The sequence below is a fragment of the Caulobacter sp. DWR1-3-2b1 genome (assembly GCF_049895765.1).
Taxonomy (GTDB): domain Bacteria; phylum Pseudomonadota; class Alphaproteobacteria; order Caulobacterales; family Caulobacteraceae; genus Caulobacter.
On record NZ_JAFCSZ010000007.1, the window covers coordinates 57,234 to 75,799 of the forward strand.

At 67.8% G+C, this 18,566-nt stretch carries 20 protein-coding genes; 8 read left to right on the forward strand and 12 right to left on the reverse strand.

The window, feature by feature from the left end; genetic code table 11:
• Positions 1-17 precede the first annotated feature (17 nt).
• Entirely contained in the window at positions 18-971 is a 954-nt protein-coding gene (locus ACP69S_RS09055) for a fatty acid desaturase family protein (protein ID WP_425996420.1), read from the reverse strand.
• Between the two features lie 69 nt (positions 972-1,040).
• Here ACP69S_RS09055 and ACP69S_RS09060 point away from each other — a divergent pair, with 69 nt between their 5' ends.
• On the forward strand, positions 1,041-1,400 hold the full coding sequence (locus ACP69S_RS09060; RefSeq protein WP_425996422.1) for a lysozyme inhibitor LprI family protein: 360 nt from the start codon (positions 1,041-1,043) through the stop codon (positions 1,398-1,400).
• 275 nt (positions 1,401-1,675) lie between these two features.
• On the opposite strand, the gene ubiA is transcribed toward ACP69S_RS09060, so the two are convergent.
• Positions 1,676-2,605 carry a 4-hydroxybenzoate octaprenyltransferase gene (gene ubiA / locus ACP69S_RS09065; RefSeq protein WP_425996424.1) on the reverse strand — a complete coding sequence of 310 codons (930 nt, stop codon included), beginning with the start codon at positions 2,603-2,605 and terminating at the stop codon, positions 1,676-1,678.
• 211 nt (positions 2,606-2,816) lie between these two features.
• Between ubiA and ACP69S_RS09070 the strand changes: the two genes are divergently transcribed.
• Both ACP69S_RS09070 and ACP69S_RS09075 read left to right on the forward strand, forming a co-directional pair.
• A complete protein-coding gene (locus ACP69S_RS09070; protein ID WP_425996426.1) occupies positions 2,817-4,280 on the forward strand; it encodes a catalase in 1,464 nt (487 codons plus the stop codon).
• Positions 4,281-4,369: 89 nt separating this feature from the next.
• The gene (locus ACP69S_RS09075) at positions 4,370-4,621 is read left to right on the forward strand and encodes a hypothetical protein (protein WP_425996428.1); all 252 of its coding nucleotides are present in this window, start codon (positions 4,370-4,372) and stop codon (positions 4,619-4,621) included.
• 89 nt (positions 4,622-4,710) lie between these two features.
• Here ACP69S_RS09075 and ACP69S_RS09080 read toward each other — a convergent pair whose 3' ends face one another.
• From ACP69S_RS09080 to ACP69S_RS09095, 4 genes are all read right to left on the reverse strand, one after another.
• A complete protein-coding gene (locus tag ACP69S_RS09080) occupies positions 4,711-6,669 on the reverse strand; it encodes a PAS domain-containing protein (protein WP_425996430.1) in 1,959 nt (652 codons plus the stop codon).
• A gap of 133 nt (positions 6,670-6,802) precedes the next feature.
• Positions 6,803-8,530, reverse strand: coding sequence for a heparinase II/III family protein (locus ACP69S_RS09085; protein WP_425996432.1), 1,728 nt, complete (start codon positions 8,528-8,530; stop codon positions 6,803-6,805).
• 8 nt (positions 8,531-8,538) lie between these two features.
• Complete coding sequence (rpe, locus tag ACP69S_RS09090) at positions 8,539-9,201, reverse strand: ribulose-phosphate 3-epimerase (RefSeq protein WP_425996434.1); 663 nt, start codon at positions 9,199-9,201, stop codon at positions 8,539-8,541.
• 61 nt (positions 9,202-9,262) lie between these two features.
• Positions 9,263-10,546, reverse strand: a complete 1,284-nt coding sequence (locus ACP69S_RS09095; RefSeq protein ID WP_425996436.1) for an RsmB/NOP family class I SAM-dependent RNA methyltransferase — start codon at positions 10,544-10,546, stop codon at positions 9,263-9,265.
• A gap of 79 nt (positions 10,547-10,625) precedes the next feature.
• On the opposite strand from ACP69S_RS09095, the gene ACP69S_RS09100 reads away from it, so the two are divergent.
• The gene (locus ACP69S_RS09100; protein ID WP_425996438.1) at positions 10,626-10,832 is read left to right on the forward strand and encodes a DUF1674 domain-containing protein; all 207 of its coding nucleotides are present in this window, start codon (positions 10,626-10,628) and stop codon (positions 10,830-10,832) included.
• Between the two features lie 12 nt (positions 10,833-10,844).
• Here ACP69S_RS09100 and ACP69S_RS09105 read toward each other — a convergent pair whose 3' ends face one another.
• Together ACP69S_RS09105 and pyrF are read right to left on the reverse strand one after the other, a co-directional pair.
• Positions 10,845-11,669: a DUF3626 domain-containing protein gene (locus tag ACP69S_RS09105; protein WP_425996439.1), complete on the reverse strand. Its 825-nt coding sequence runs from the start codon at positions 11,667-11,669 to the stop codon at positions 10,845-10,847.
• 44 nt (positions 11,670-11,713) lie between these two features.
• On the reverse strand, positions 11,714-12,403 hold the full coding sequence (gene pyrF / locus ACP69S_RS09110; RefSeq protein ID WP_425996440.1) for an orotidine-5'-phosphate decarboxylase: 690 nt from the start codon (positions 12,401-12,403) through the stop codon (positions 11,714-11,716).
• 85 nt (positions 12,404-12,488) lie between these two features.
• On the opposite strand from pyrF, the gene ACP69S_RS09115 reads away from it, so the two are divergent.
• Positions 12,489-13,184, forward strand: a complete 696-nt coding sequence (locus tag ACP69S_RS09115; RefSeq protein WP_425996442.1) for a MarC family protein — start codon at positions 12,489-12,491, stop codon at positions 13,182-13,184.
• A 69-nt stretch (positions 13,185-13,253) separates the two neighbouring features.
• Positions 13,254-13,508, forward strand: a complete 255-nt coding sequence (locus ACP69S_RS09120; RefSeq protein ID WP_425996444.1) for a hypothetical protein — start codon at positions 13,254-13,256, stop codon at positions 13,506-13,508.
• Positions 13,509-13,698: 190 nt separating this feature from the next.
• Here ACP69S_RS09120 and ACP69S_RS09125 read toward each other — a convergent pair whose 3' ends face one another.
• The 4 genes from ACP69S_RS09125 to ACP69S_RS09140 form a co-directional block, all read right to left on the reverse strand.
• Positions 13,699-13,971, reverse strand: a complete 273-nt coding sequence (locus ACP69S_RS09125) for an SRPBCC domain-containing protein (RefSeq protein WP_425996445.1) — start codon at positions 13,969-13,971, stop codon at positions 13,699-13,701.
• A 20-nt stretch (positions 13,972-13,991) separates the two neighbouring features.
• Positions 13,992-14,792, reverse strand: coding sequence for an SDR family NAD(P)-dependent oxidoreductase (locus ACP69S_RS09130; RefSeq protein ID WP_425996447.1), 801 nt, complete (start codon positions 14,790-14,792; stop codon positions 13,992-13,994).
• Positions 14,793-14,994: 202 nt separating this feature from the next.
• A complete protein-coding gene (locus tag ACP69S_RS09135; RefSeq protein ID WP_425996449.1) occupies positions 14,995-15,501 on the reverse strand; it encodes a flavodoxin family protein in 507 nt (168 codons plus the stop codon).
• Positions 15,502-15,577: 76 nt separating this feature from the next.
• Positions 15,578-16,000 carry an Rrf2 family transcriptional regulator gene (locus ACP69S_RS09140; protein ID WP_425996451.1) on the reverse strand — a complete coding sequence of 141 codons (423 nt, stop codon included), beginning with the start codon at positions 15,998-16,000 and terminating at the stop codon, positions 15,578-15,580.
• 185 nt (positions 16,001-16,185) lie between these two features.
• Here ACP69S_RS09140 and ACP69S_RS09145 point away from each other — a divergent pair, with 185 nt between their 5' ends.
• Together ACP69S_RS09145 and ACP69S_RS09150 are read left to right on the forward strand one after the other, a co-directional pair.
• Entirely contained in the window at positions 16,186-18,162 is a 1,977-nt protein-coding gene (locus tag ACP69S_RS09145; protein ID WP_425996453.1) for a potassium transporter Kup, read from the forward strand.
• The gene (locus ACP69S_RS09150; RefSeq protein WP_425996455.1) at positions 18,163-18,525 is read left to right on the forward strand and encodes a hypothetical protein; all 363 of its coding nucleotides are present in this window, start codon (positions 18,163-18,165) and stop codon (positions 18,523-18,525) included.
• The last annotated feature ends 41 nt before the right edge of the window (positions 18,526-18,566 follow it).

Genomic DNA, 18,566 nt, shown 5'->3' on the forward strand with positions numbered 1-18,566 from the left:
GAGCACGCGGCCGGGCGTCAGGCGACGGCGGGTTTGCTCGAGGCGTCCTTGAGCACCGACAGATAGCCAGGCGCCCTCAGCATGCCGCCCGTCAGGCCCTTCTGCTCCAGCAGCCTATGCGCCAGCGGCAGGTTCCAGCACGGGGTGTGCATGAACATGTGGTGCTCGGCGTGGAAGTTGACGTGGTAGGGCGCGATCAGCAGGCGCTCGATCCAGTTGGCGCGGGTGGTGCGGGCGTGGCGGAACGGGTCGGGCTCGTCCCTGGCGACCAGGGCGTGCTCGGCGATATTGCGCAGGCGGGTGACCAGCGGGAACCAGGTCGCCATCGGCACGATCCATAGGGCCAGCCACGCCCACCAGAGGCCGACCGACGACAGGGCGATGAGCAAGGCAAGGTTCCACAGCAGGAACGGCCCTTGCCGGGCCACTTCGCCTCCGAAGATCGCGCTCCTGGGCTGTCCGGCGCCAGCGCCCTTCAGTTTGCTCAACAACGGACCAAAGCGCTGCTTGAAGAAGGTCTGGCCGGTCAGGTCGCGGACGATCTTGCGGCGCAGGGACTGCCGCGTGGTCGGGAAGGGGGCCGACAGGATCAGGTCGGGGTCCTCGGCCTGCTGGGCGTATTTGTGGTGGGTCAGGTGATAGGGGCGATAGCTCTTCAGCGACGCGCCGGTCGGCGCCGCGCACAGCCACTCGCCCAGTCCGTCATTGATCTTCAGGTTGGGATGCAGGCCGCCATGAGCCGCCTCGTGCATCAGGATCGCCAGGCCCAGCTGCCGCGCGCCGATGATCATGAGCGCGAGGAGATAGGTCAGCGGATTGGGGAAGACGACGAACAGGGCGCCGGCCAGCAGGATCGTCCCCCAGGCATGGGCGACCATCCAGATCCCGCGCCACGACGAGCGCGCCGAAACCTTCGCCCATTCCTCGGGCGTGAACAGGTCCAGGGGTTTGACGCGAGGAGCCACGGCCATGGTGTCATCATCTCACATTCAGATAGGGGCATGAAGGATGACGCGGCGTCACGCCTTCAGGAGCTCTTCATGCGTCCCAAAACTCTCAGCCTCGTACTGGCCCTCACCCCAATCTTGCTGATGGGCATCGCCGGCTCGGCCAGCGCCGCCAGCTTCGACTGCAAGAAGGCCCGCGCCGCCGACGAAAAGGCGATCTGCGCCGAGCGCGCCCTGAACGACAAGGATGTGCGGATGACCGAGCTCTACGGGATCAACAAGCGCACCCTGGCCATGGGCGGGCGCGGGGCCTTGCAGGACCAGCAGCGCGACTGGCTGCGCGATCGCAAGGCCTGCGGGAGCAACAAGGCGTGCCTCAACCGGGCCTATGACCGGCGGCTGGGCGATCTGGAGAAGAGCATGGAGCGGATCTACCAGAACGCGCCGTTCTGATCCGTTCACCCTTTCACCGTCATCCCGGGACTTGTTCCCGGGACCCATGGCTCAGCTCCATCGTGAGAGCGTATTCTGGCTCTGTCCACGCGGCGGGGAAATGGATCCCGGGAACAAGTCCCGGGAAGACGGTGGTTTAAATGCCGGGTGAAGCGAACCCCTAGAGCATTTTCCGATTAAGTGTGAAACGGTTATCGGATCGAAAAATGCTCTAAACTTTTGATTTAGAGCCCTTTTCGCCCGACCCTGATGAAGCCATCAGGTCGGAAAGGGCTCTAGAACCGCGTCTCGGGCTTCCACAGCCCGGCGACCAGCGCCAGGAACAGCACCAGCCCCGCCACCGTGTTGGACTTGAAGAGTTTCAACGCCCCGGCCGGATCGTCCAGCCGCAGGGCCGCCGCCTGCCGCGACAGGTGCACCGCGAACAGCGCCGCCAGAGGCAGGAACAGAGCGCCGAGATTGCCCACCCAGGCCGCCGCCACGGCCAGCACGAACGAGGCCGCATAGAACCCCGCGACGCCGTACTGGGCCTTGTCGCCCAGGCGGCGGGCCGAGGACTTCACCCCGGCCAGGGCGTCGTCCTCGAGGTCCTGCACGGCGTAGATCGTGTCATAGCCCAGGGTCCAGAAGATGCCCGAGGCGTAGAGCAGGGCGGCGGTCCAGCTCAGGCGTCCCGTTGCCGCGGCATAGCCCAGCAGGACGCCCCAGTTGAAGGTCAGGCCCAGCCACGCCTGCGGCCACCAGGTGATGCGTTTCATGAACGGATATGCGGCGACCAGTCCCAGCGACAGCACGCCAAGGCCAATGGCCAGCCAGCCCAGGCAGACCAGGATCAGGAAGCTCACCAGGCAGCAGCCGATCACGAAGGCCCAAGCCTGCTTGACCGTGATCAGCCCCGCCGGGATCGGTCGCAGGGCGGTGCGGCTGACCTGGGCGTCGAAGTCGCGATCGATGATGTCGTTGAAGGCGCAGCCGGCCGCCCGCATCAGGGCCGCGCCGGCGAAGAAGGCGATCAGCAGGAGCGGATTGGGCCATTGCCCCTTCTCGGCGCCCGCCAGGGCGATGCCCTGCCAGCCCGGCAGCATCAGCAGCCAGATCCCCGCCGGCCGGTCGAAGCGGCCCAGCTTCAGCCACGGGCGCAGCGCTTGCGGCGCATGGCGGTCGACCCAGTTGGTGGCGGCGGCGTCGGGCAGGATGGTCGTCATGAGCCAAGGCTTAGCGCGCGATGGCGAGGCAGGGAACACAGCGCGTTGGGACAAAACGCCGGCCGATCCCTCACGACCGCCTGCCGCGCCGCCGTCAGGATCGTCCAGTATCATCGCCATAGACTGCTCCGATGCTGTCGAGAAAAAGGATCGATTGGATTTATGAAGCGCAGTCGGTCACCTTGAGCATACCAAAACGGCGGAGGCAGACATGACCGACAAGATCCTGACCACCACGGCCGGCGCGCCCATAGCCGATAACCAGAATTCTCTCAGCGCCGGCCCGCGTGGTCCGTTGCTGATGCAGGACTACCAGCTGCTGGAAAAGCTGGCCCACCAGAACCGTGAGCGCGTGCCCGAACGGGTCGTCCACGCAAAGGGCTCGGGCGCCTATGGCACGCTGACGGTGACCCAGGACGTCACGCGCTGGACCAAGGCCAAGTTCCTGGGCGAGGTCGGCAAGCAGACCGAAATCCTGATGCGCTTTTCGACCGTGGCCGGCGAACGCGGCGCCGCCGACGCCGAGCGCGACGTGCGCGGCTTCTCGATCAAGGCCTACACCGAGGAGGGCAACTGGGACATGGTGGGCAATAACACCCCCGTGTTCTTCGTCCGCGACCCGCTGAAGTTTCCCGACTTCATCCGCACTCAAAAGCGCCACCCGGTGAGCAACCTGCGCTCGCCGACGGCGATGTGGGACTACTGGTCGCTGAGCCCCGAAAGCCTGCACCAGGTCACGACCCTGTTCAGCGACCGCGGCCTGCCCCAGGGCTACCGGTTCATGCATGGCTTTGGCAGCCACACCTATTCGTTCTTCAACGACGCCAATGAGCGCGTGTGGGTGAAGTTCCACTTCAAGTCGATGCAGGGCATCAGGAACTGGACCAACGCCGAGGGCAATGTCGTCATCGCCAATGACCGCGAAAGCGCCCAGCGCGACCTGTTCGAAGCCCTTGAGGGAGGCGATTTCCCGCGTTGGAGGTTCTGCATCCAGGTGATGACGCAGGCCCAGGCCGAGACCTTCCGCTGGAACCCCTTCGATCTGACCAAGGTGTGGCCGCACGCGGAATTTCCGCTGATCGAGGTCGGGATCGTCGAGCTCAACCGCAACGCCGACAACTATCACGCCGAGATCGAGCAGGCCTCGTTCAGCCCGTCGAACATCGTACCCGGCATCGGCTTTTCGCCGGACAAGGTGCTGCAGGCGCGGATCTTCGCCTATGCCGACGCCCACCGCTATCGGATCGGCACGCACTACGAGGCCCTGCCGGTCAATCGTCCGCGCTGCCCGGTCAACCACCAGCATGCCGACGGCGCCATGCGCTTCGACAGTCCGCCGCGCACCAACGCCTGGTACGAGCCCAACTCGTTCGGCGGGCCGGTGGAAGACAAGCGCTTCGCCGAGCCGGCCCTGCCGCTCTCCGGCGACGCTGACCGCTTCGGCCATCGCGGGGTCAGCGACGACTATACCCAGCCCGGCGACCTGTTCCGACTGATGAACATCGACCAGCAGCGCCAGCTGTTCGACAACATCGCCGCGGCCATGCACGGCGTGCCGGTCGAAATCCAGAAGCGTCAGCTGGTCCACTTCCATCGCGCCGACCCGGCCTATGCCGCCGGCGTGGCCCAACGCATCGGGGCCGCATTCGACTCCGCCGCTATCGCCGCCGAATAGTCCGCGTATCTGGACTGTCCGGAGGCGCGGGGAGGGCGGCTTTCTCCCAGCCTGCCGCTCTCCCCGATCTTTCGACACAGGAGACTTCGATGACCGACCCGCTCTCCATCGTCTTCCGCGCCTTGGGCTGGCTGCTCCTGGCGCTGGGCGCGGCCCTCGGGATCGTCGCCCCGGCGCCGGTGACCACCGCCCTGTGGACCGCCGCCAGCCGCGCCTTCTTGCGCGGCGGCGATACGGCCATGGTCCTGCGCCTGATGTCGGCCACCAAGTTCGGGCCGCGCATCCGCCGCCGCCTGAACCGTCCGGCGCCGCGCCGCATCGGCGGGGTGTACGAGGCGTGAGACTTCGGCTCCGACGTCGAGGGGGTTCCCGCCACAAGGGCGGGAATGACGGGTGAAAGGTTGGGTGAAATAGAAAGCCCTTCAGCCTCTCACAATCCCGCTCCCGCCCCCTCCAGCGCGGCGGTGAGGCTGGCGAACAGGCCCTGAATGCTGACGGGCTTGGCCAGGTGGAGGTCGGCGCCGGCGTCAAGGCAAGCCTGCACCTGGTGGGGCATGGCGTTGGCTGTCAGGGAGATGATCGGCGTGCGGCGGGCGTTCAGGCGCCGTTCCCGGGCGCGGATGGCGGCGATGGCGGCCAGGCCGTCCAGCACCGGCATCTGGGTGTCCATCAGCACCACGTCATAGTCGTCGCGATCAAAGGCTTCGATGGCGGCTTGGCCATCGACGGCGATGGTGACATCGGCGGCGTCGGCCAGCATCAGGCCGATCACCTTCTGATTGGTCGGATGATCTTCGGCCAGCAGCACCCGCAGCCGCCGCTCGGCGGTCCACTCCATCGCGGCTTCCGCGTGGGCCTGCTGATCATGGGCCTGTCTGGCCGACAGCAGAGCCTCGAAGGTGAACGCGGCGCCGACCCCGGGCTTGGCGGTCCAGGCGATGTCGCCGTCCATCAGCCGGGCCAGACGGCGGGCGATGGGCAGGCCCAGGCCCGTACCGCCGACCTTGCGGGTCACCGAGCCGTCGGCCTGCTGAAAACGCTTGAACAGGCGATCCCCGGTGGCGGCGTCGAAGCCGTCGCCGCTGTCCTGCACGGTGACCGACAGGGCGATGCGGCCGTCGGCCAGAGTCTCTGTCCGGGCCAGGATGTTCACCGCGCCGGCGCTGGTGAACTTGACGGCGTTGCTGGTCAGATTGGCGATGATCTGCCGGATCCTCAGGGCGTCGCCCATGACGCGATCGCGGAAATCGTCCGCGAAGGTCAGCTGGAAGCCCAGACCCTTTTCCTGGGCCACGGCCTTGAACACGGCCACCGCAGCGGTGACCGCCTCGCGCAGGTCCAGCGGCTCGTCCGACAGCTCCAGGGCGCCAGACTCGATCTTCGACAGGTCCAGGATGTCGCTGAGCAGCAGGTTCAGGGTTCGCCCGGAATTGAGGATCACCTCCATCATGTCGCGCTGGGCGTCGTCGAGGGCGGTGCGGCTCAGCACCTCGGCCATGCCGATCACCCCATTAAGGGGCGTGCGGATCTCGTGGCTCATATTGGCCAGGAACTCGCTCTTGGCGACGCTGGCGGCCTCGGCCTTCTCCAGCGCTTGGGCCAGGGCGGCGGCGCCGGCTTTGCGCTCGGTGATGTCCTCGCAAATCACCAGCAAGTGGCTGCGGCCATCTTCGCCCGATATGGCGATCTTACGGGTCTGCAACCAGCGGCGGCCGTTGTGCGGAGTGTCCAGGGGCTCTTCGTCGATGGTGATCAGCTGGCCGCTCTCGATCACCCGCCGGTCGTCAGCGGCAAAGGCGTCGGCCTGCTCCTTGGGAAAGAAGTCATGGTCGTTCTTGCCCAGCAGATCGGCGCGCGACACGCCCAGCAGGCCTTCGGCGGCCCGATTGACCAGCATGAACTTGCCCGTGTCGCCGTCCTTGACGAACAGCATGGCGGGGGTGTTCTCGACCACGGTGTCGAGGAAACCCTGGGCGGCGAGGGCCTGTGCCTCGCGACGGCGCAGGTCGGTGATGTTAATACAGGTGGTGACCAGGCCGCCCGATGGCGTGCGCCGACTTTCGAAGCGTAGATGCTCGCCAAACTCCTCGCGAAGCTCGTCGATCTTGTCGAGCTTGCGGCGCAGGCGTTGTTCGGCGAGCCAGGCCTCCTTCCGTCCGTCCGCCTCGGGATATCGCCCGTTGGCCAGGCCGGTGCGCAGCATGTCCTCGAACGGCCCGCCCGGTGTCAGGGTGACGCCCCATCGCGCCCAGAGGCTCGCATAGCGCGCGTTCCACATCACGCAGCGGTCTTCGGCGTCGAACAGCACGAAGCCTTCGGGCACCACGTCGAGCGCCGCCTGCAGCGTCGATTCCACGGCGGACGGTTGCTCCGGGTTACCAGCGATCATGAAGCCTCACATTACGCGCGCGACGTTCACTAGCAGTGTCAAGGGTTTAGAGCGACTGAATGGGGTTCGCCAAGGGCGAGCCTGCGGCGATTTGTCCCGCGTGGCGGGGGGGGGGGCGGCCTTGGGTTGTGACCTACCCCTCGGCCCGCGTCAGCTTCCACCGGATCTTCGCCCCGACCTCGGGCCGCACCTGGCTCTTTAGCACGATCTGGCCGGCCTTGCGGGCCTGGCCATGGTCGAAGTGGGCCGAGGCCGCGATCTCCACGTCCACCGCGTCGTTCCTCAGCCACCAGCCGATGTTGGACGGCCCGCGGATCAGCACGCTCTTGCCGTCGCGGGCGATGGAGGCGCGGGCGTCGGGGTGGAGGTGGAAGCGGGCGGCGAAGGGCAGGTAGCGGCGCGGGCCGGCGGCGTCGCCCGGCGTCAGGGGGATCAGGCTGTCTTCGCCGCGCAGCTCGTCGGCGGCGATGTCGAGGAACAGGCGGCGGGCGTGGGACAGGCCCAGGCGCTTCCAGCCGTCATGGGTGATGTCCAGCCAGACCCCGTTGTCGGCGTCGTGGCGCTTGACCTCCACCTCGGTGGCGCCATCGACCAGCCAGGGACCCAGCGCGTGGGCGCGGAAGCCCGACAGGGGTCGGCCCGCAGAGCCGTCGCCGAGCGACAGGGTCGAGGCGGCGTCCGAGAGGCGGAAGGCGTGGGCGCCGCCGGCCTCGGGGCTCCAGCCGCAGCTGGTGATCAGCCGGTCCTTGCCGCAGACGATCTCGACGGCGGCCGGCTGGGCGCAGGCGGCGCGGCTGAGGTGGCCGGTGGCAGGGATTCCGGCGTCGGCCATGACCAGAATGCTGGCGCCCTGCATGCGCTCATAGCCGCTGTGGCTGGCCGAGTGCGGCGGGCGGGGGCCGGCGTCGTCATGGGCGAGAGCCGCGGCGATGCGGGCGGCGGGCACGGCCTCGCCGCCGTGGAAGGCCGCCAGCTGACCGTCGGTCAGGGTGAAGAACCGCGTCGCCGAGGCCAAGCGGTCGATGGCGCGGGAGACGGCTTCCGGCGAGGGCCGGCCGCGTTGGCCCAGGGCGTCGTCGAGAGTCAGCAGGTCGAACAGCAGTTCCAGCCCAGCCTCAGGCGAGCGGGTGGCGTGGCCGCCGTCGCCCAGCACGATGCGGTCGATCTGGGCCGAGACGATCTTCAGTCCACGGTCGATCAGCTGGTCGCCTGGCTTTTCAGCCAGCACGCAGCCAGCGATGGTCGCGGTCACGGCGCGTTCCAGCACCCGCTCGGGGGCGTCGGAGGCCTTGAAGAGCTGGCGGGCCTGACGGGCCAGATCGAGGGCCAGGTCGGCGACCTCGGCGTCGGAGCCCTCGGCGGCCAGGGCGCGGGCGGCGCAGGAAAGGTGGAAAACCCGCCGCTCCAGGCATTCGCCGCTCCAGCTGAAGGCGTTCCAGCGGCCAAACACCCGCCGCCAGTCGTCCAGCAGTCGCAGCGAGCGCCGCGCGCCGTCGGAACCGGCGGCGACCAGGTCGGGCAGCCAGTCGAAGCGGTGCAGGGCCAGGGCGAAGCGCCGGGTCGGGCTGGGGGTGTCGAACGGATCGCCCGCCTCGCCGACCCTCAAGGCGCCGCCCGACAGGGTCATGATCCCCGCGAGGATCTTGCGGCCATGCTCGGGATCGACCGAGCGGGGATCGTGCGGATGGGCGGCAAGGCCGCGTGGCTTGGGCAGGGACAGCAGCAGCCGGTGCGGCGGCGATCCGAACCACTCGCGCTCGACGTGGGTCTTGATATTGGCGCCGATCGCCCGCGTCATCAGGCCGCCGCTCGGAAGGGCGGGCATTTTGGGTAAGCCGCGAGCGGGACGTTCGGCGACCATCAGGGCGATCAGCCGCCCTTCAGCGCGCGGATATTGTCGGCATAGGCGCCCGGCCCGCCCTTGAACACCGCCGAGCCGGCGACCAGGGCCGTGGCCCCGGCGGATACGCATTGCGGCGCGGTAGCCGGTGTGACGCCGCCATCGACCTCGATGATGATGGGCAGGCCCGCCCTGTCGACCATATTGCGCAGGGCCTCGACCTTGCGCAGCTGGCCGGGAATGAAGCTCTGGCCGCCGAAGCCGGGGTTCACCGACATGACCAGCAGCAGGTCGACGTCTTCCAGTATCCACTCGACGTGATCGATGGGGGTCGAGGGATTGAACACCACCCCGGCCTTGGCTCCCAGCTCGCGAATGCGCTTCAGCGAACGGTGCAGGTGCGGGCCGGCCTCGGGGTGGATGCTGATGATGTCCGCGCCAGCGGCACGAAACGCCTCGAGATAGGGGTCAGCCGGGCTGATCATCAGGTGGACGTCGAACGGGATGCTGGCGTGCGGCCGGATCGCTTTGACGATGTCGGGGCCCAGGGTGATGTTGGGCACGAAGTGGCCGTCCATCACATCGACATGCACCCAGTCGGCGCCGGCCGCCTCGATGGCGGCGACTTCGACGCCCAGCTTCGCGAAATCCGAGGCGAGGATGGACGGTGCGATGAGCGGTGCGGCGGTCATGTTCTTGGCTTAGCCGGGCATGGCGCGTCGAACAAGGCAACGCGTGGTCGCGCTGGCCGTCTTAACCTTGCTTGACGAAACGCGCCGCGAAGAAGCCGTCCTGGCCGCCTTCGATATGGTGCGGCAGCAGGCGAAGCGTCCCGCGCGCCGTCAGGCTGGCGGCGGGGGAGCCGGCTTCGCCAGATGCGATGGGCTCAAGCCGCATGTCGGGACGGCGGGCCAGGAAGGCTTCGACCTGGGCCTCGCCTTCTTCGGGCTCCAGCGAGCAGACGCAATAGACCAGGCGTCCGCCGGGCTTGGTCCTGTCGGCGGCGGCGTCGAGCAGGCGAGACTGGACGGCGGCGAGGCTGGCCACATCCCCGGGCCGCGCCGCCCACAGCACGTCCGGGTGACGGCGGAAGGTGCCGGTGGCCGAACAGGGGGCGTCGAGCAGCACGGCGTCGAAGGTGCGCGAGTCGTCCCAGGCGCCGGCGTCGGCGACCACGACCTCGGCGGTCAGGGCCATGCGCTTGAAATTGTCGGCCAGGCGGTCCAGCCGGGCGGCCGAGCGGTCGACGGCGACGACGCTCGCTCCGGCCGCGGCCAGTTGCAGGCTCTTGCCCCCGGGCGCGGCGCACAGGTCGACGGCGGTCTGGCCGGCTTTCACGTTCAGGAGGCGGGCCGGGATGGCGGCGGCGGCGTCCTGCACCCACCAGCCGCCTTCCTCGAAGCCCGGCCAGGCGGCGACATCGCCCTTGCGGCTGGCGCGCAGCGTGCCGCCGGCCAGGATCTCGCCCTCCAGGCGCTCGGCCCAGGATTCGGCGAGGCTGGGGTCTTTCAGCGACAGGTCGGCGGCAGGTTCGTTGGCGATCTCAAGCGCCACGGCGCGGGCGGTCTCGAGACCCCAGGCGGCGGTCCAGCGGGTGAACAGCCACGGCGGGGCCAACTGCTCGGGATCATCGGACGGCGGGCCGTCGCGCAGCAGGCCGCGCAGTACGGCGTTGACCAGCCCTTTGAAGGGCCGGCTGGCCTTGTTGACCCCGGCCATCTCGACACTGGTGGCCACGGCCGCGAAGGCGGGAACCTCCAGATAGAAGGCCTGCACCACGCCCAAGCGCAGCAGGTTGCGCACACGGGGCGGCGGCTCCTTGGCCAGCTTGGCCGACAGGGCGCGGTCGATGGGGCCGAGGCGACGCAAGGTCGCCATGGCCAGGGCGCGGGCGAAGGCGCGCTCGCGCGGCTCCAGAAAGCGGAAGCCGTGGGCGGACGCGGCTTCGTCGATGCCGCCGCGACGCGACAGGGCCGCGTCTATGAGGGTAAGCGCGGCTTCCCGGGCGGGAAGGCCGTCATTGAGTTCCTGGTTCACCGCCCCGCCGTGCCTTGTGACGCGGCGGAGCGCAAGGGGCTTGGATGATTTGGCGCGGCCTTCATGCTAGAAGACGGCCATGTCCACGACCGAAAAAAACACCCCGCCTCCCGCGACGCCTGACAAGGTCCTTCCCCCCGCTGCGAAACGCGCGCTGGAGGAAGCCGCCGCTCGCCGCGCCGAGGCCGACGCGGTTGCGATGGCCGAGGAGAAGGGCGGCCGCGACGGTCCCGAGCCAACGCGATACGGCGACTGGGAACGGCGCGGCGTCGCGGTGGATTTCTGAGAACCGACAACGCTACCTTCCGCCGAACCTCGCGACACAGTGCCATGCCCATTTGGCTAGCTGAGGCTCCAGACCCTCCTTCCGCGCCACACCGATCCGAGAGGGTGTGACCGCCTTGCCCGAGCCCAGATCGGCCAATGCGCTGGCGGCGGCAGTCCCGCGGTAACGCTCGCAGTCGTTTAAGCGGTCGGGCGGCAGGCTAAAGCCCTCGTGCCATTCGACGGCGCATCCGAGGCGGGATGCGGCCTCCTCGACCGGCGTTTCCCGATAGCTGGCGTCAAGCACTACAGCCTCGGCGTCGGCCGCGATGGACAGCACGCCATGCACGTGCGCCTCGATATAGTCGTCCAGTGGCTCAAGTGACGCAGCGTGCGAGTCGGCCATGGCGATCAGCGACATCCGATCCCACACCCCGAAGTGCTCAGGATGCATGTGGCTGTCGGGATAGCAGAAGGTCGTCCGGTTCAGCACGTGCGGCCTCAAGCGCAGGTGGCACGACCCGAAGCGCCGTGAGCCGCCCACGGGATCGCGCCGATGGTTCAGGGCCCCGTATCTGGGCCGTAACCCGACGTCGGCATCGTCATAGGCCCCGCCAAACAGACGGCTCTCCCACAGCCAGCGATCGCCGCCTGCATGGGCCGTCAGTCCACCGTTGCTCGTACCGGTCTCGAACTGGGATCGATAGACGCCGTCCCGGGCCAGTTGCTCGATCACGGACATGTCGTTAGCCAGCATGTCGGGATGGAAGTTCAGCGTCACTGCACAGCCAAGCGGGATCGGCTCCCCGGCGGATCGGAGGCGGACATGCCGGACGGCGCGCGAGACCGGGTCTTCCATGGAAGCGATGCTAAAGGCTAGTGGCGCCGTCGACCATGGCGCCGCTAAACCGCCGCCATCTCCGAGATCACCCTCAACGCCGCTTCTCGCGGATCGGCCGCCGCCGTGATCGGGCGGCCGCAGACCAGGTGGCTGGCGCCGGCGCGCAGGGCGTCGGCCGGGGTGGCGGCGCGGGCCTGGTCGTTCTTTGCCGACCAGTCGGGACGCACGCCCGGCGTCACCACCAGGAAGTCCGGACCGGCGATCTCGCGCGCCAGGGCGGCTTCGTGGGGGCTGGAGACGACGCCGTCGACGCCGCAGTCCATGGCCTGGCGGATGCGACGCTCGACCAGGTCGCGGGCTCCGAAGGCGTAGCCCATCTCGGCCAGGTCGGCGTCGGTCAGGCTGGTCAGCACCGTCACCGCCAGGATCTTCAGATCCGAGCCGCCGCGCGCCAGCACGGCCGAGCGCATCACCTGCGGCTCGGCGTGGACGGTCAGCAGGTCGCAACCCGCACCGGCCAGCACCCGGGTCGAGCGCTCGACGGTCGCGCCAATGTCGTGAAGTTTCCAGTCGAGGAACACCGACTTGCCGCTCTTCTTCAGCTCGCCGGCCAGACCCATGCCGCCGGTGGCCAGCAGTTCCAGGCCGATCTTGTAAAAGCTCACCGAGTCCTCCAGCCGCTCGACCATGTCGCGGGCTTCGTCGACGGTGGGCAGGTCCAGCGGGACGATCAAGCGCGGGTCGGCGGTCATGGCGAAGGGCCCCGGGGGTTGGCGCGCGCCAGGCTTCACCCTAGGAAGGGCAATGCTGGCGCTTTGATAGAGGTAAGGACGTCGAATGACCGAGGCCAAACTCGCCGTCAACTTCTTCGTCGCGCTGTTCGCCCTGATCGATCCGATCGGCAACGTGCCGCTGTTCGCCGCCGCGACCCTGGGCGCTGCTACCGCCGGCCGGCGGATGGTGGCGGTCTATATCGGCCTGTTCGTCGCCGCCTTCCTGATCTTCTTCTATTTCACCGGGGTCGGCCTGCTGGCCTTCTTCGGCATATCGATGCCGGCTTTCCGCATCGCCGGCGGCATCATCCTGTTCATCCTCGGCCTGGACATGCTGCGCGACGACTTCATCACCATGTTCGCCGACGCGGCCGAGGACATCGAGGGCCAGTCGGCGCGGGTCTACGCCCAAAAGCGCTTCGAGCGCCTGATCGTGCCGTTCGCCATGCCGCTGCTGATCGGTCCGGGCGCGATCTCGACGGTGATCATTTACGCCGCCGAGGCCAAGCCGTTCGGCTGGGCGGGCCTGGGCCTGGGCGTGGGCGTGATCTCGGCGGTGTCGGTGGTGCTGGTGGCGGTGTTCTGGGCCTCGCCCCTGATCAGCCGGGTCCTGGGGCGGATCGGCATGAGCATCGTGGTGCGGGTGCTGGGCCTGATCCTTTGCGCTCTGGCGGTGCAGTTCGTGCTGATCGGCGTGGGCGACGCTACGAAGGGTCTGGTGCGACAGGAGGCCCAGGCGCCCTACGCCGAAGCCAAGTAGAGCTGCCGGAACGACATCGCCTCACCCTGCGTTCTGACTTGACCATGCAGGTGGGAGGTCGGAGGTCGGATGCCAGTCGTCTATCGCGTCTATCCCAATGCCAGCGCTTGGTGGGTGAGCCTCGACGAGGACGCCACGCCCCTCCGGTTCCCGTCGCTGGCCCTGGCCGAGCGCCGCGCCCGCTTCCTGGCGGTAAGGCAGGCCGTGCGCGGCCAGGACGTCGAGATCCATGTTCTCGACGCGGTCGGCGTTCTGGTTGGCCGTTGGTCCGGCGAACGCTACGAGCCCGCGGCGGCGGCGACCTTGGCCCAGATCGCGGCCTGATATCGACGTGCGGGAAGCGGAGGGTCGAGCATTTTCGATCCGTCCGCCGATCCCTCCTCAGCCCGGCAATCGCGGCGCGTAGTCCGACTTCAGGCGCGGCCAGGTGTCCCAGAAGGGCGCTGGCGCCTAGAGCCCTTTCCGACCTGATGGCTTCATCAGGGTCGGGCGAAAAGGGCTCTAAATCAGAAGTTTAGAGCATTTTTCGACCCGATAACCGTTTCACACTTATCGGAAAATGCTCTAGCCGGCCATGCGGGCCGCCAGGATTCAGATGGGCATGCCAGCCGGCGATGACGTTCAGCAGGACGCTGCGGTCGGCCACGCGATGACGGGTCAGGGTCAGCAGCACCTCGCCGTCCTGGCGCTCCAGCTCAAAGGTGACTCCGCCCGTGTCGCCCCAGGTGATGGTCAGCTTGCGGGGCGGGTCGAAGGCCGTAATCCGGCTCTCCATCTTGATGCTCAAGCGGTGAGCGAGGTGGAGGCCTAGACCTTCCGGAACCGCCCGCCCTGATTGGCCATCAAGGCCAGGGCCCAATCATCCGGTAATAGTTTGGCGATGGCCGCGATGGTCTTGTTGGGCGCGCCAGGCACGCAGACCGGGCGGTTGGCTTCTACCGCTTCATAGCCCGAGGCTGCGACTTCGTCGGCGCCCAGCCACAGCCATTCCGGCAGGGTCTGGCTGACCTGGGCGCGGGTGCCGTTGACGTCGTGAAACTCCGAATAGGTGAAGCCCGGGCACAGGGCTGAGACGTGCACGCCGGTCGCCAGGTTCTCCAGGTGCAGGCTCTGGGAGAACTTCACCAGGAAGCCCTTGGTCGCCGCATAGAGGGTGTGGCCGGCCGCGCCGGGAACCAGGCCCGCCAGCGAGGCGACATTGACGATGCGGCCAAAACGCCGCTCGATCATGCCCGGCAGCACCTTGTGGGTTAGGGCGCACACCGAGGTCAGCATCACTTGCAGGAAGGCGCTCTGGTCGGCCCAGCTGGTGGCCGCATAGGTCCCGGGCAGGCCGTAGCCGGCGTTGTTGACCAGCACGTCGACGACCCGGCCCTGAGCCTCGACGCCAGCCAGCACAGCCTCGACGCCGGCCGGATCGGCCAGGTCGGCGGGGATGGCGTAGGCCTCGACGCCGAAGCGCAGGCGGATCTCGGCGGCCAGGGCTTCCAGGCGGTCGGCGCGGCGCGCGGTTAGGGCCACGTCATAGCCATGGCTGGCCAGGATACGGGCGAAGGCGGCCCCGATGCCGGCGGAGGCGCCGGTGATCAGGGCGAGGCGGCGGGCCATGAAGCGGTATCCGATGCGAAAGCGAAACTTCGCTGGAGACCAGCACAGCCGGCGATCTGGTTCAAGGCGGACCGGAAGAGCCCCTTTTCAATCAAGGAAGAGGTGAGGGGGCCGTCGGGGATTGGGGAACGACGCCCCCTCGGGTCGCGATGCGGGCTCACATCGCGACGGCTCGATCGCCGGGAGGGATCCGGCGAGAGGCTTAGGCCGCCTTGGTCAGCACCGCATCGGCGCCTTGCGTCCAGCGCAGCGCCGCCTTGGCGACGCGTTCACCCAGCAGGCGGGCGGACTCGCGGTCGCCGGCCGGCGGGGTGGTCTCGGGCGAGGCATTGTCGCTCTGGGCGGCCAGGCCGATGAACGAACCCGCGCGGTTGAGCGTGTCGGGGCCGCGTTCGGCGGCGGTGACAGCCGGCGACGGGATGCCGAGGTTGATCCAATTCATGCCGTGCTGGGCGGCCAGGATCGTCAGGCTGTCCAGGGCGTGGCCCTTGTCGCCGGCGAAGCTGTGCGAATTGGTGAAGCCTGCGGCCAGCTTGTCCTTCCAGCCGCCGGTGGCGAACACCGCCGAGGTCGCGTCGGCGAAGACTTTGAACACGCCGGAGACGTCGCCCATATAGGTCGGCGCGCCGAAGATGATGGCGTCGGCCTTGCTGGCGGCTTCGAGGATGGGTCCGAAATCCTGGGCGGCGTTTTCGATGTGCAGGAGCACCGGGGTCTGGCCGGCGTCGCGGACGCCCTGGGCGATCTTGTCGGCGAGGACGGCGGTATGAGCGACTATTCAGAGGCTAGTGCGCGCCCGCTAGCAGGTCCGCAACAGTGATCTGGCCCAGCCGTTCGTGGGCGGCGGTGTCGGCGGCGGTGATGGCGGCGCGGACGGCGTCGGGGATCTTCTCGCCGACTGGACAGCCCTTGACCCCCGGAGGGGCGACGCCGAGGTGGGCGCAGCCCTTGACGGCTCGCAGGACGAGATCGAGCGTAATATCCTCGGGCTGTTTCAGCAGCCAGGCCCCGCCATTGGCGCCGGCCCGGGCCCCGATGAGTCCAGCCTTCCCCAGCATGGCGGTCACTCGCCGGACGACGACAGGATTGGTCGGCACCGAGGCCGCCAGCTCGACGCTCGCCACCGCACGATCAGCCGAAAAGGCTTTCTTGTGCGCCAGATAGGCGAGGGCGTGAGCCGCAACGGGAAACTTTTGGCTGTCGGACATCTCTGCAGGAACCTAAGGGCGATATACGCGCGTTCAATCAAAAACTCGCTTTGGGCCAATATGCCTGCTAGCGCCGCACGTAGCGTGACGATTGAACCCGGATCAGATTGGGTGTATCGCGCCGCGCTTGATCGATATGGGCCCGCCGCTCGCATTTTGCGAGGGGGGACGCCCGGAGACATTGAATGGCTTCCGAAGCCTCCGACGCGCCGACCCCCGATTGCGCACCTTCCTCTGCCGACATTCCACAGCAGCATGGCCCCGTTTCGAAGGGCCACGGCTTCTTCGCGCTTGCGCTTGGCTCGGTCGGGATCGTCTTCGGCGACATTGGCACCAGCCCGCTCTACGCTTTCAAGGAAGCGTTGCACGCAGCCGCCCATGACGGGGTCACCCGGTCCGAGATCTATGGCGTCGTATCGCTGGCCCTGTGGGCGCTGATTCTGGTCGTCACGATCAAGTACGTGTTCTTCATCATGCGCGCCGACAACAAGGGCGAAGGCGGCGTGCTCTCGCTGATGGCCCTGGCCCAGCACGCCATGGGGCGCAGGACCATGATGGTGTTCGCGCTCGGCGTGGCCGGCGCGGCGCTGTTTTATGGCGACGCCGTGATCACCCCGGCGATTTCCGTGCTTTCGGCCGTCGAAGGTCTGCGAACCATTCCCGATCTCGCGTCCAGCGTCACCACCCAGGTGGTGCTGGTGATCGCCACGATCATGCTCCTGGGCCTGTTCTTCATCCAGAGCCGGGGCACGGCGACGGTCGGCCGCCTGTTTGGCCCGATTTGCGCCCTGTGGTTTGGCGTGATGTTCGCGCTTGGCGCCTGGCACCTGGTTCAGCAACCCGGCATCCTGATGGCGATCAGCCCGCACTATGCCGCGCAGTTTCTGGCCGGACACGGCGTGACGGGTTTCGTCGTGCTGGGCGCTGTGTTCCTGACCGTCACCGGAGCCGAGGCCCTGTCGGCTGACATGGGTCACTTCGGTAAGCGTCCGATCCAGGCCGCCTGGATGTTCTTCGTCCTGCCGTGTCTGGTCGTGAACTATCTGGGGCAAGGGGCCTTCGCCCTGGCCACCTTCGATGCGGCCGAAAAGGCCGGCGTGCCGTTCCCCGCGCTCAACTGGTTCTTCGAGATGGCCCCCGCGGCCTTCCGCCTGCCGCTGGTGCTGCTGGCGGGCGCGGCCACGGTCATCGCCAGCCAGGCGGTCATCACCGGCGCCTTCTCCCTGACCCAGCAGGCCATCCAGCTCGGCTTGCTGCCACGCCTGGACGTTCGCCGCACGTCGGAGACCCAGTCGGGCCAGATCTTCGTGCCGCAGCTCAACACCATGCTGCTGTTTGGCGTGCTGGCGATCATGTTCACCTTCCAGACCTCGTCGGCCCTGGCCCACGCCTATGGCCTGGCGGTGACCGGGACGATGATCGTGACCACCTGCATGGCCTTCATCGTCATGCGCCGGCTGTGGAACTGGAGCCTGCCTATGGCCCTGTGCTTCCTGGTCCCCTTCCTGACTCTCGACATCGTGTTCCTCAGCGCCAACGCCCTGCGCTTCTTCACAGGCGGCTGGCTGCCGGTTCTAATCGGCGCGGCCCTGTTCCTGGTCATGGCCACCTGGGTGCGCGGCTCGCAGATTCTGACCGCCAAGACCCGCCGCGACAGCGTGCCCCTGATCGACCTGATGGAGATCCTCCGGGCCCGCGCGCCGCACCGCGCCCCGGGCACGGCAATCTTCCTGACCTCCGATCCGGACATGACGCCCGTCGCGCTGATGCATAACCTCAAGCACAACAAGGTGCTGCATGAGCGCAACGTCATACTGACCGTGCGAACCGGCGATACGCCCCGCATCGCCGAGGACGACCGGGTCAAGATCGAGAAGGTCAATGACGACTTCAAGAAGGTCGTCATCACCTATGGCTTCATGGAAAGCCCGAACCTACCCAAGGCCCTGGCTGTTTGTCGCAAGCAGGGGCTGAAGTTCGATATCATGGCCACCAGCTTCTTCCTGGGGCGCCGCTCGATCGTGCCGTCGGCCAATAGCGGCATGCCGCTGTGGCAGGACCGGCTGTACATCTTCCTGATGCGCAACGCCGCCAACCCGACCGACTTCTTCAAGATCCCGCCCGGTCGCGTGGTGGAGCTCGGCGCGCAGGTGACGGTCTAGATGGAGACTGCGCTTCGCGTCATCGGCGACGGCCTGTCCATCGCCGCCCTGGCGATCATCGCCTCCACGGCCCTGGGGGCCTGGAAGCGCGTGCCCCAGGGCGTGAAGGTGCCGATGCAATGGCGTCTGGACGGCGGCGTCAGCTGGCGGGCGAGCAAGGCCGTGGGCCTGCTGTTCATCCCCGTAGTGTCGTGCATCGTGATCTACGCCTTCACCCTGTCGGGCGCGACCTTCAAGGTCAAAGGCGTGGATGCGATGATGCTGCTGTGCGTGCGCGCCACCCTGGCGGCCTTGCTGGCCATGGGCCAGCTGCTGCATCTGCGCTTCGCCATGAAGACGTTGCTGGACGAAGGCAGCCTTTAAGGCTTGACCCGACCCGCCGGGCGCCCTTGAACGCGCCCGAC